We start from the raw sequence: 11,120 nt of genomic DNA on the forward strand, positions 1-11,120 counted from the left end.
GAGGGCCCTCCTTCTACGTCTTCGAGTTCGTCCGGCGTCCCGTGGCGATGCCGTCGAGCAGGATTGCGAGGTACTGGTCGGCGACCGCGTCCGGGGACAGGCCGCCGTCCGGCCGGTACCACCGCACGGCCACCCACACCGTGTCGCGGATGAACCGGTAGGCGAGATCCACGTCGAGATCGGCGCGGAACACTCCCGCGCCCATGCCGTCCTCCAGCAGCACCGTCCAGAGCTTGCGGAACTCCACGTTGCGGTCGTCGAGGTAGGAGAACCGCTCCAGCGGCATGAGGTGCTTGGACTCGTTCTGGTAGATCGCGACCTCGGCGTGCCGGGTGTCGATCGCCTCGAACGACGCCACGACCAGCGCTTTCAGCGTCTGCTTCGGCCCGAGGCCGGCGTCGACGATCTCGGCGTACCGCGTGAACAGCTCGTCGAGGAAGCCCCGCAGGATCTCGTCCACCATCGACTCCTTCGAGTCGAAGTGGTGGTAGAGACTGCCGGACAGGATGCCCGCCGCGTCCGCGATGTCGCGTACGGTCGTCTGCCCGTACCCGCGTTCGGCGAACATCTTCGCCGCCAACGCGAGCAGCTCCGCCCTTCGGTTGCTCACCGGTCGTTCCTTCCTCATGGGTGCTGACTGCTCACCGAGACGACCTCACCCGTCAGGTACGACGAGTAGTCGCTCGCGAGGAACACGATCACATTCGCGACCTCCCAGGGCTCGGCGGCGCGCCCGAAAGCCTCACGGGACGCCAGCTCCGTCAGCAGCTCCTCACTGGTGACCTTGGCGAGGAACGGGTGCGCAGCCAAGCTCGGGGCGACCGCGTTCACCCGGATGCCGTGCTCGGCGACGTCCATCGCGGCACACCTGGTCAGCGCCATCACGCCCGCTTTCGCTGCCGCGTAATGGGCTTGACCCTTCTGAGCGCGCCAGCCGATCACACTCGAGTTGTTGACGACGACACCGCTTCGTTGGACGACCATTTGGCGCAGCGCGGCCCTGGTGCAGCGGAAAGTGCCGTTGAGCGTGACGTCCAGGACCCGCGACCACTCGTCGTCGGCCATCTCCAGCACGGACTTCTCGCCACCGAGGCCCGCGTTGTTGACCATCACGTCGATCCGGCCGAACCGTTCGACCGTCTCGTCGACCAGCGCCTGCACCTGCTGCTCGTTCGTGACGTCGCACGGGATCGCGTGGTCGGAGCCCAACGCTTCGTGGGTCTCCTTCAGCCGGCGTTCGTGCCAGTCGCTGATGATCACCGTGGCGCCTTCTTCGAGGCACCTCTTCGCGGTCGCCGAGCCGATGCCGGTGCCCGCCGCCGCGGTCACGACGACGACCTTGTCCTTGAGCAGGTCGTGTCCGCTCACCTGTGTTTGTTTCATCTGGGCAGCCCCAGGATCCGGTGGGCGATGATCTCACGCTGGATCTCGTCCGAGCCGCCGTAGATCGTCTCGGCTCTGCTGAACAGGAACATCCGCTGCCACTCGTTGCCGTCGATCATCGACTCCGGTCCCAGTGCGTCCATGGCGAGCTCGCCCAGCCTGCGGTGCCAACCCGACCAGAAGAGCTTCAGCACGGACGCCTCCGGGCCGGGTTCGTCGTTCAGGGTTCTCAACGTGTGTGAGCGCATGACGTGCAGTTCGAGCCACGCCCTGGTGAGGCGTTCGTCGTCGGGTGCCTGCGCCATGATCGCGTCGAGCTGGCGGCGGAAGCTCACCTGGTGGCCGAGCATCGCGGTGCCGCGCTCGAAGCCGAGCGTGGCCATGGCGATCTTCCAGCCCTCGCCCGGCTGCCCGACGACGTTCTCCTTCGCGGTCACCGCGTTGTCGAAGAAGACCTCGTTGAACTCGGACGTGCCGGTGAGCTGGCGGATCGGCCGCACCTCGACGCCCGGCTGGTCCATGGGCACGAGCAGGTACGAGAGGCCCTGGTGCCGCTTCGAACCCGGTTCGGTGCGGCACAGGACGAAGATCCAGTCCGAGTAGTGCGCGTTCGACGTCCAGATCTTCTGCCCGTTGATCACCCACCGGTCGCCTTCGAGGGTGGCCCTCGTCTGGACCGAGGCGAGGTCGGAACCGGCGTTCGGTTCGGAGTAGCCCTGGCACCACAGCTCGTCGAGGCTTTTGATCCTGGGAAGGAAGCGTTCCTTCTGCTCCGGCGTGCCGAACGCGATGAGCGTCGGACCGAGCAGTCCCTCCCCCACGATGTCGACCTTCGCGGGCGCGTCGGCCTCGGCGTACTCCTCGTGGAAGATCACCTGCTCCTCGACGCTGCGCTCGCCGGGCCAGCCGAGGCACGTCCACCCGTGCGCCGCCAGGTGCCGGTGCCACCGCAGCCGGCCCTCGAACGCCTCGTGCTCGCGGCCGGGTCCACCCAGGCCGCGCAGCTCAGCGAACTCACCGACGAGGTTGGCGGACAACCATTCCCGCACCTCGCGCCGGAAGGACTCCATGCGCCATACTCTAACCTACCAAGCACTTGCTTTGGAGGGCCCGTGGAGGCTTCTGTCGCCGTAGATCCAAGCAGGCAAACGGTTTCAGCCGTGCTCGACCGCGCTGCTGCTTCGTACATCGACGCGGAGGCGTTGGTGGACGGGGAGGTTCGCCTCACCTGGCCGGCGCTGCACGCGTCCGTGCTGAACGCGGCCCGCGCGCTGATCGGCATGGGCGTGCGGCCGGGCGACCGGGTGGCGTTGTGCGCGCCGAACTCGCACCACTGGGTGATCGCGGCCCTCGGGGCGTTGCACGCGGGCGCGGCCCTGGTGCCGATCAACACCAGGTTCACCGCCACCGAGACGCTCGACGTGCTGCGGCGCAGTGCCGCGCGCGCGTTGATCGTGGCAGCCGAGTTCCTCGGTCGAGACCGGCTGGCCGAACTCCGCGCGTTGTCCCCGGACCTGCCTCCGGTCCTCGTCCGGCTGCCGACCGAGTGGGTCGCTCCCGACGTCGATCTGCCCGACGTGGTGCCGGATCAGCTCTGCGACGTGATGTACACGTCCGGCACGACCGGGCGCAGCAAGGGAGCGATGAGCGCGCACCGGCAGTCGCTCGGGGTGGCCGCGGCGTGGGCGGAGTGCGGTGAGCTGACGTCCGCCGACCGGTACCTGGTCGTCAACCCGTTCTTCCACACGTTCGGCTACAAGGCGGGGATTCTGGCCTGTCTGCTGACCGGCGCGACGATCGTGCCCCAGCCGGTGTTCGACGTCGTCGAGACCATGCGGCTGATCGAACGGGAGCGCATCACCGTGCTGCCCGGCCCGCCGACGATCTTCCAGACGTTGCTCGACCACCCCGAGCGCGGCTCGTTCGACCTGTCGAGCCTGCGGCTGGCGGTGACCGGCGCGGCGGTGGTGCCGGTGGCGATGATCGAGCGGATGCAGTCCGAGATGTCGCTGACCGTGCTCACCGCCTACGGACTGACCGAGGCCGTCGTCGCCACCATGTGCCGTCCCGGCGACTCGCCGGAGACCGTCGCGCACACGTGCGGGCGACCGCTGGCGGACTTCGAGCTCCGGCTGGGCGAGCAGGACGAGGTGCTGCTGCGCGGCCCGAACGTGATGCTCGGCTACCTCGACGACCCGGACGCCACCGCGGCTGCTGTCGACGCGGACGGCTGGCTGCACACCGGGGACGTCGGACGCGTGGACGAGCGCGGCTACCTCTCGATCACCGACCGGCTCAAGGACATGTACATCTGCGGCGGTTTCAACGTCTACCCGGCCGAGATCGAACAGGCTCTGGCGCGGCTGCCGGGAGTCGCGGAGTCCGCGGTGGTCGGGATGACCGACGCACGACTCGGCGAGGTCGGCGTCGCGCACGTCGTGACGTTGCCGGGTTTCTCGCTGACCGAGGACCAGGTCATCGAGTTCTGCCGGGAGCGGCTGGCGAACTACAAGGTCCCGCGCGCGGTCCAGTTCCACCCCGTGCTCCCCCGCAACGCCGGCGGCAAGGTCCTCAAACACCAACTGCGCAAGGAGAACGCGTGACAGTGGAGTATGAGCGGCGGGACGCGGTCGCCGTCGTGACCATGAACCGCCCGGAGTACCGCAACGCGCAGAACTCGGCGATGACCTACGCGTTGGACGAGGCCTTCACCCGCGCGGTCGACGACCCCGAGGTCAAGGTGATCGTCCTGGCCGGTGCCGGCGACCACTTCTCCGCGGGTCACGACATCGGTTCACCCGGCCGCGACGTCGACATCTCGTTCGAGCGCAAGGCCGTGATGTGGTGGGACCACGTCGGCCGTGAGGGTGGCGATCTCCGGTTCGCCCGCGAGATGGAGGTCTACCTCGGCATGTGCCGGCGGTGGCGGGAGATCCCGAAGCCCGTGATCGCGATGGTGCAGGGCGCGTGCGTGGCGGGCGGGCTGATGCTGGCCTGGGTGTGCGACCTGATCGTGGCCTCCGAGGACGCGTTCTTCGCCGATCCCGTGGTGCGCATGGGAATTCCGGGCGTCGAGTACTTCGCCCACCCGTGGGTGCTCGGCCCACGCGCCGCGAAGGAGGTGCTGTTCACCGGCGACCGGTTCTCCGCCCAGCGCGCCTACGAGTGGGGCATGGTCTCGCGCGTGGTGCCGCGTGCGTCGTTGGAGAGCAGTGTCTTCGAGCTGGCGGGACGGATTTCCGCAATGCCGCAGTTCGGGTTGGCGTTGGCCAAGAAGGCGGTGAACCAGTCCGAGGACCTGATGGGCCTGCGAGCCGGGATGGACTCGGTGTTCGGGCTGCACCACTTCGCGCACGCGCACAACGCCGAGGTCAGCCCGGACGCGTTGGCGGGCATGGACGCCCGTGCGATGAAGAAGGCCTCCGGCTGATGGACCTCTCGCTGGACGCCGCGACGATCGAGTTCCAGGCGGAGGTGCGCTCGTGGCTCGCGACGCACGTTCGTCCTCTGTCCTCGATGGACACTCCTGACGGTTTCGAGGAGCACCGCGCGTGGGAACGACAGCTCGCTTCAGCGCGCCTGTCGGTGGTCTCGTGGCCCGCTGAGTTCGGTGGCCGTGAGGCTTCGCTGTTGCAGTGGCTGGTGTTCGAGGAGGAGTACCACGCGGCGGGCGCGCCGGGCCGCGTCTCGCAGAACGGCATCTTCCTGCTGGCACCGACGTTGTTCGCTTTTGGCACCGACGAGCAACGTGCGCGGATCCTGCCCGCGATGGCGCGCGCCGACGAGGTGTGGGCACAGGCCTGGTCGGAACCGGAGGCGGGGTCGGACCTGGCGTCGTTGCGCAGCACCGCGGTCCGGTGCGACGGCGGGTGGCTGCTGCGCGGCCAGAAGACCTGGAGCTCGCGGGCGGCGTTCGCGGACCGGGCGTTCGGCCTGTTCCGCACCGGCCCCGGCGAACGCCACCGCGGCCTGACCTACCTGCTGTTCGACCTGCGCGCTGAGGGCGTTTCCGTGCGCCCAATCGCTCAGCTCGACGGCGAACCGGGGTTCGCCGAGATCTTCCTGGACGACGTGTTCGTGCCTGATCACGACGTCGTGGGTGCCGTCGGCGACGGCTGGCGCGTGGCGATGAGCACGGCGGGCAACGAACGTGGCCTGACCTTGCGCAGCCCGGGCCGGTTTCTCGCGGCTGCCGGGCGACTGGTCGAGCTGTACCGGAAGAACCCGGACCCGGCACTGCGCGACCGGGTCGTGGACGCGTGGATCGGGGCCCAGGCGTACCGGCTGCACACGTTCGGTGCGTTGAGCAGTCCCCCGTCGGGACCTGCCGCCAGCGTGACGAAGGTGTTCTGGTCGGAGCTGGACGTGGCGCTGCACGAAACGGCGCTCGACCTGCTCGGCGAGGCAGCGCCGGGGTGGCGCGACGGGTGGTTGTTCTCGCTGGCCGGGCCGATCTACGCCGGGACCAACGAGATCCAGCGCAACGTGATCGCCGAGCGGATTCTGGGGTTGCCGCGATGAACTTCACGCTGTCGGAGGAGCAGACGGATCTTGCCGGGGTGCTGCACGGGTTCTTCGCTGCCGGGCGGCGGGACTTGGCCTCGGTCGTCGACGAGGTCACCGATCCGGTGGACCTGGTGGTGGTGTTCGAGGAGGTGGGGCATCACGCGGTGGCCGGGCCGCTCATCGAGACGTTGGCCGTGGTGCCGGCGCTGGTGGGAGGGCTCGGCGGCGGGGCTGGGCTCGGCAGCGGGGCTGAGCACGGCAGCGGGGCTGGGCTTGGCGGCGGCGCTGGGGCTGGGGCTGGGGCTGGAAGCAAAGCCGGTACCTGGTCCGTCGCGTTCCCTCCTGTCGTCCCCCACGCCGTCGAAGCCGACCACTACCTCCTCGTCGAAGGCGACACCCTCCGCGAAGCCTCCCCCGCCACCGAACTGTCCTCCGTGGACCCCACTCGGCGCCTCTTCGAACTCACCGCCGGCCCGGTCATCGCCACCGAAGTGCCCACCCACGCCTTCGACCTCGGTGTCCTGATGTGCGCGGCCCAGCTCCTGGGCCTCGGCCGCGCCATGCTCGAGATGACCACCGCCCACGTCCTGGCCCGCACCCAGTTCGGCAAGCCGATCGGCGGGTTCCAGGCGGTCAAGCACCACCTCGCGAACGTCCTGATAGGCCTGGAACTGGCCCGCCCTCTGGTGCACGGCGCCGCGGTCACCACGACCACCCGTGACGTCTCGGCCGCCAAGGTCGCCACCTCCGACGCGGCCTGGAACGCGGCCCGCATCGCCCTTCAGCTGCACGGCGCGATCGGTTACACCGCCGAGCACGAGTTGAGCCGGTTCCTGTTGCAGACCCGTGCGCTGCGCACCGCGTGGGGTAGCCCGTCCCTGCATCGAGCGCGCGTGCTGGAGGCGTTGTGACACCGGAACAACTCGCCCTGCGTGACGCCGTCCGCGGTCTGCTCGACAAGCACTCCGACGTGCGCGCCGCCATCGAGACCCCGCACGGCTACGACAAGGACCTGTGGGCCAGGCTGACGGACATCGGTGTGCTCCCGATTCCCGAGCAGTACGGCGGATCCGGCGCGACGTTCGACGAAACCCGGATTGCGCTGGAAGAGCTCGGCCGCACCCTCACGCCGAGTCCGCTGCTGGCCTCGGCCATCGCCGCGCACGCGCTGCTGACGTCCACCGGCGCCGAGTTCCGCGGGCGGCTGCTGAGGCGGATCGCCGAAGGTGCCGTCGCGACCCTCGCGTGGGACTCGGTGGCGGTGACGGCCACTCCGGCGATCGACTACCCCGAGGTCAACGCGGCCAGCGACTACCTCGACGGTGCCGCGCGGTACGTGCTCGACGGCGACCTCGCGGAGATCCTCCTCGTGTCCGACGGCGAGTTCCTGTACGAGGTCGACCCGGCGACACTCAGCCGCGAGCACACGCCGACGATCGACCAGACCCGCCGCCTGGCCACCGTCCACCTCTCCAACGCTCCGGCGCTCCGCGTCGGCCGGTGGTCACCCGAGATCCGGGACTTCGCGCTCGCGGCCCTGAGCGCGGAACAGGTCGGCGCGGCCGCAAGAGCGCTCGAGCTGACCGTGGAGTACACGAAGACACGGGTCCAGTTCGGCAAACCGATCGGGTCGTTCCAGGCGTTGAAGCACCGCATGGCCGACCTGCACGTGCTGGTCGAGACCGCGCGGTCGGCGGCGCTCGCGGCGAACGACGAGGTGTCCGCGGCCGTGGCGAAGGTCTACTGCTCCGAGGCGTTCTTCTCCGTCGCCGCCGAGATGGTGCAGCTGCACGGCGGCATCGCGATCACCTGGGAACACGACGCGCACCTGTACTTCAAACGGGCTCACGGGAGCCGCCAGTTGTTCGGCAGTCCTCAAGATCACATTCGTCGCCTCACCCGTTTCGCCCACCGGTAGTGGTTCAGCTACCTAGACTCCGGCGTCGTGGACGAACGAATCCTTGATCCCGACGGCGCGCGGGAGCGGCTGGCCGCGTGGAAGGGCCGGATCGACAAGCTCGCGGCCGACACGAAGTCGATGAGCGCGCAGCTGCAGGGATTGCGGATCGTCGCGAAGGACCCCGCGGGCATGGCCGAGGTCACGATCGACTCGACCGGCGCGATGACGGACCTCAAGCTCACCGACCGGATGACCGGCGCCCGTCCTGAGACCGTGGCGGCGACGATCATGGCCACGCTCGCCGACGCGCGCAAGCAGCTCGCGGAACGGTCCAAGGAGATCGTCGCGGAGACCATCGGCACCGAGACGGCGGCGGGGCGCGCCATCGTGGAGAGCGTCGGGCGGCAGCTCGGCGCCGACGAGGCGAAGCCGAGGCCGGCGGCGGCGGACGACGACGACAACGACGGCCGCAGCTACGTCGAGGAGCGCTGGTGACCGGGTTCAACGTCGAGTCCGAGCAGCTGCGGTCGCACGCCGGCAGCATCGACGCGATCAAGCAGCGGTTCGCCAGGGTCAAGGCCGCCAGCGCGCACATCACCGCGGACGACCAGGCGTACGGGCTGCTGTGCGGGTGGATCTCCGGCGTCCTCGAGGGCAGGCACACCGAGATCGACGACGTGATCGCCACCGTCGAGAGCAACCTCGAGCTCGTCTCGAAGGAGCTCCGCGCGAGCGCGGACGAGTACGCCGCGGCCGACCAGGCCAACAGCGACCGGATCAAGTCGGCGGGAGGGGCGCGGTGACGGAGGGTTCGCTCGTCGCGCCGGTCCAGTCGTCCCGCGAGGCGTGGACGGGGTCGAGCCTCGCGGACGGCATCGAGGGCCTCGTCGACGCGATCAAGAGCGAGGGCTGGGTCGACGACGCGCTCGCGGGGACGTCGCTCGCCGTCGACGTCGCGGCGAGCGTGCTCGACCCGATCAGCGCGTTGCTGTCCAACGGCCTCGGCTGGGCGATCGAGTACTTCGACCCGTTGCGCGAGGTGCTCGACGACCTGACCGGCAAGCCGGACGTCGTCAGGTCGCACGCCGCGACCTGGAACAACATGGCGACCGAGCTCGCCGACATGGCCACCGACCTGCGCGCGGACCTGGAGAGCGACCTCATCGGCTGGGAGGGCGACGCGTCCGAGGCCTACCAGCGGCTGATGGTCAACAACGTCGACGCCATCGGTGGCCTGTCCGCGATCGCGGCGGCGATGGCGGCCGCGACCGAGGGCGCGGGCGGACTGGTCGAGATGACCCGCGAGATCGTCCGCGACCTGATCGCCGACCTGGTGGCCAGGGTGATCGTGTGGGCCGTCGAGGCGATCTTCGTCGTCACGATCCCGGTGATCGCGGCCCAGATCGTGGCGGCCGTCGTCAAGTGGGCCGCGCGCATCCTCACGTACACGACGGGCCTGATCAACAGCCTGACCAACCTCACGAAGCTGCTGAACGGATAAGGCCTCGATGACCCCGAAACCCAAGAATCCGGGCGGCGGCGGCACCCCTGGGCACGGCGGCGGCACCCCGCCGAAGAAGAAGCCCTCGCAGCAGCACGGCAACATCAACGCGGGCGCCGGCCTGTCCAGCGCGACCAAGGCCGCCAAGGCCACCGCGCAGGCGGGCACGCCCGGCGGCGGCAACAACTCCGGCACCCCGGCGAACAAGCCCGGCAACCAGCAGGGCAACAACCAGCCGACGAAGAAACCGCTGCCGCCCAAGCCGACCACGCCGCCCAAAGCGGACGACATCCACCACAGCGATGCGTCCAAAGAGCACATCATCCACGGTGACGGTGGCAAACAGGGCGGCCACATCGCGGGCACCGGGTTCTCGAACAAGACCGAGTTCCCGAAGGGCTGGGACGAGGCCAAGATCCTCGACGCCGCGCACCAGGTCACCCAGCAGGGCCCACCGGTGACCGGGCCCAAACCCACCAAAGACGCCGACGGCAACCCGGCGTGGGCGTACAACTACGAGGGCATGGTCGACGGCGTTCTCGTCAGGACGACAGTGCTGTCCAACGGCGAGATCCGCACGTCGTTCCCGCCGGACGCCACGAACCCCGGCGTGATCCTCAACCCGCCCGCGCCCACGCCTGCGCCGCAGGGAATTCCGCAGGGCAACCCGCCGCGCTACAGCAACCCCGCCGCAGGTGGTGACGGCAGCTGGACCTGGGAGGGCCCGAAGGGCGACCGTGTCATCAGGATCGTCCAGGACGATCAGGGTAACGTCACCAAAACCGATCTCGGCCCGTACAAGAAGAAGTGACGCACATGGATGTGAAGACGTACGCGACGGTCACCGACCTGTGCGCGCGGCTCGCGGGCCGGTTGGAAGACGACACCCTGCGTTCGGTGCGCGAGGACTACTTCGGCGGCGAGCCCGCGCAGGCCGAGGCGACACTGCTGCTGTCCATGGCGTACGAGAACATCGGCATCACGGCCGAGGAACGCGCGTTGATCGCGTCCACATTGGATGATCCGGACAGCCCCGACCTCGCCGCGGTGCCGAGCATCGACGAGGTGCCACCGGTGCCGTACCGCTTCAGCGCTCAGGCGCCCGCCTCCGCCCCGGACCCGAGCAAGGCCGACGTCGTGCTGTCCGCCGACGCCGCCCGCCACGGCGGCCGCCGGTTGCGCCGGGCGTGGCGCGAACCGCTCGACGGCGCCCCGGACACGGCGAAGTGGGTGTACGTGCTGCAGACGTCGGAGACCGCGAACCTGCTGGGCGCGTTCGCCGGCCTCTCCGGACGGTTGTGGGTGGTGCTGAAGGAGAAGTGGCCGCTGGAGGTCGTGGTGGAGGGCAGGCTGCTGCCGCCGTACCAGGCTGCCGCGGTGACGGTGGCGCCGCAGGTCTGGAGCCTCTAGGCCAGGCGTTCCAGGAGGCGCTGGAACTTCGGGCACTCCATGTGGCTCGGCGCCGCGCAGGCCGCCGCGTGCCGCAGCCCGTCCCGCATCACGGTGAGCCGCCGGATGGTCGCGTCCAGCTCGTCCGCCTTGCTCGTGAGCAACGCGCGGTCGAGCTGCGGGCGGCCGTCCGGCGCGAACATCCGCGCGATCTCGTCGAGCGTGAAGCCCGCGGCCCGGCCGACCGAGATCAGCGCCAGCCGCTGGAAGACCTCCTTCCCGAACACGCGCGTGAGGCCCCGCCGGCCCACCGAGCCGATCAGGCCGCGCTCCTCGTAGTAGCGCAGGGTCGAGGCGGGGACGCCGGAGCGCCGCACCACCTCGCCGATTCCGAGTTCTTCCACCACACTTGACCTCAAGCCGACTTGAAGTAGGACGGTA

The 11,120-nt window shown here is 69.5% G+C and carries 14 protein-coding genes; 10 read left to right on the forward strand and 4 right to left on the reverse strand.

What is annotated here, in order from left to right; translation table 11 throughout:
• Positions 1-13 precede the first annotated feature (13 nt).
• Genes AOM45_RS06470 through AOM45_RS06480 form a run of 3 tightly spaced genes read right to left on the reverse strand, consistent with a single transcriptional unit; the run spans position 14 to position 2,453 of the window.
• Positions 14-628, reverse strand: coding sequence for a TetR/AcrR family transcriptional regulator (locus AOM45_RS06470; protein WP_030469771.1), 615 nt, complete (start codon positions 626-628; stop codon positions 14-16).
• The gene (locus tag AOM45_RS06475; protein WP_030469772.1) at positions 625-1,383 is read right to left on the reverse strand and encodes an SDR family oxidoreductase; all 759 of its coding nucleotides are present in this window, start codon (positions 1,381-1,383) and stop codon (positions 625-627) included. Before AOM45_RS06475 ends, AOM45_RS06470 begins: the two co-directional genes overlap by 4 nt.
• Positions 1,380-2,453 carry an acyl-CoA dehydrogenase family protein gene (locus tag AOM45_RS06480; RefSeq protein WP_030469773.1) on the reverse strand — a complete coding sequence of 358 codons (1,074 nt, stop codon included), beginning with the start codon at positions 2,451-2,453 and terminating at the stop codon, positions 1,380-1,382. The genes AOM45_RS06475 and AOM45_RS06480 overlap by 4 nt, the downstream gene beginning before the upstream one ends.
• A 42-nt stretch (positions 2,454-2,495) precedes the next feature.
• Here AOM45_RS06480 and AOM45_RS06485 point away from each other — a divergent pair, with 42 nt between their 5' ends.
• Genes AOM45_RS06485 through AOM45_RS50605 form a run of 10 tightly spaced genes read left to right on the forward strand, consistent with a single transcriptional unit; the run spans position 2,496 to position 10,700 of the window.
• Positions 2,496-3,986 carry a FadD3 family acyl-CoA ligase gene (locus AOM45_RS06485; protein ID WP_051784030.1) on the forward strand — a complete coding sequence of 497 codons (1,491 nt, stop codon included), beginning with the start codon at positions 2,496-2,498 and terminating at the stop codon, positions 3,984-3,986.
• Positions 3,983-4,813, forward strand: coding sequence for an enoyl-CoA hydratase (locus AOM45_RS06490; protein ID WP_030469775.1), 831 nt, complete (start codon positions 3,983-3,985; stop codon positions 4,811-4,813). Before AOM45_RS06485 ends, AOM45_RS06490 begins: the two co-directional genes overlap by 4 nt.
• Positions 4,813-5,904: an acyl-CoA dehydrogenase family protein gene (locus AOM45_RS06495; protein WP_030469776.1), complete on the forward strand. Its 1,092-nt coding sequence runs from the start codon at positions 4,813-4,815 to the stop codon at positions 5,902-5,904. The genes AOM45_RS06490 and AOM45_RS06495 overlap by 1 nt, the downstream gene beginning before the upstream one ends.
• Entirely contained in the window at positions 5,901-6,800 is a 900-nt protein-coding gene (locus AOM45_RS06500; protein ID WP_051784031.1) for an acyl-CoA dehydrogenase family protein, read from the forward strand. The genes AOM45_RS06495 and AOM45_RS06500 overlap by 4 nt, the downstream gene beginning before the upstream one ends.
• Positions 6,797-7,807, forward strand: coding sequence for an acyl-CoA dehydrogenase family protein (locus AOM45_RS06505; RefSeq protein WP_030469778.1), 1,011 nt, complete (start codon positions 6,797-6,799; stop codon positions 7,805-7,807). The genes AOM45_RS06500 and AOM45_RS06505 overlap by 4 nt, the downstream gene beginning before the upstream one ends.
• A 27-nt stretch (positions 7,808-7,834) precedes the next feature.
• A complete protein-coding gene (locus AOM45_RS06510) occupies positions 7,835-8,284 on the forward strand; it encodes a YbaB/EbfC family nucleoid-associated protein (RefSeq protein ID WP_030469779.1) in 450 nt (149 codons plus the stop codon).
• Complete coding sequence (locus AOM45_RS06515) at positions 8,281-8,592, forward strand: type VII secretion target (protein WP_308202526.1); 312 nt, start codon at positions 8,281-8,283, stop codon at positions 8,590-8,592. Before AOM45_RS06510 ends, AOM45_RS06515 begins: the two co-directional genes overlap by 4 nt.
• A complete protein-coding gene (locus AOM45_RS06520; RefSeq protein WP_030469781.1) occupies positions 8,589-9,290 on the forward strand; it encodes a WXG100 family type VII secretion target in 702 nt (233 codons plus the stop codon). The genes AOM45_RS06515 and AOM45_RS06520 overlap by 4 nt, the downstream gene beginning before the upstream one ends.
• 7 nt (positions 9,291-9,297) lie before the next feature.
• Entirely contained in the window at positions 9,298-10,101 is an 804-nt protein-coding gene (locus AOM45_RS06525) for an EndoU domain-containing protein (protein WP_030469782.1), read from the forward strand.
• 5 nt (positions 10,102-10,106) lie between these two features.
• Positions 10,107-10,700: a hypothetical protein gene (locus AOM45_RS50605; protein ID WP_051784043.1), complete on the forward strand. Its 594-nt coding sequence runs from the start codon at positions 10,107-10,109 to the stop codon at positions 10,698-10,700.
• Here AOM45_RS50605 and AOM45_RS50610 read toward each other — a convergent pair.
• Complete coding sequence (locus AOM45_RS50610) at positions 10,697-11,083, reverse strand: helix-turn-helix domain-containing protein (protein ID WP_051784044.1); 387 nt, start codon at positions 11,081-11,083, stop codon at positions 10,697-10,699. The two genes, AOM45_RS50605 and AOM45_RS50610, sit on opposite strands and share 4 nt — an antisense overlap.
• Positions 11,084-11,120 lie beyond the last annotated feature (37 nt).

Origin of the sequence: Lentzea aerocolonigenes (genome assembly GCF_000974445.1) — a bacterium.
GTDB classification, from domain to species: Bacteria; Actinomycetota; Actinomycetes; order Mycobacteriales; family Pseudonocardiaceae; genus Lentzea; species Lentzea aerocolonigenes.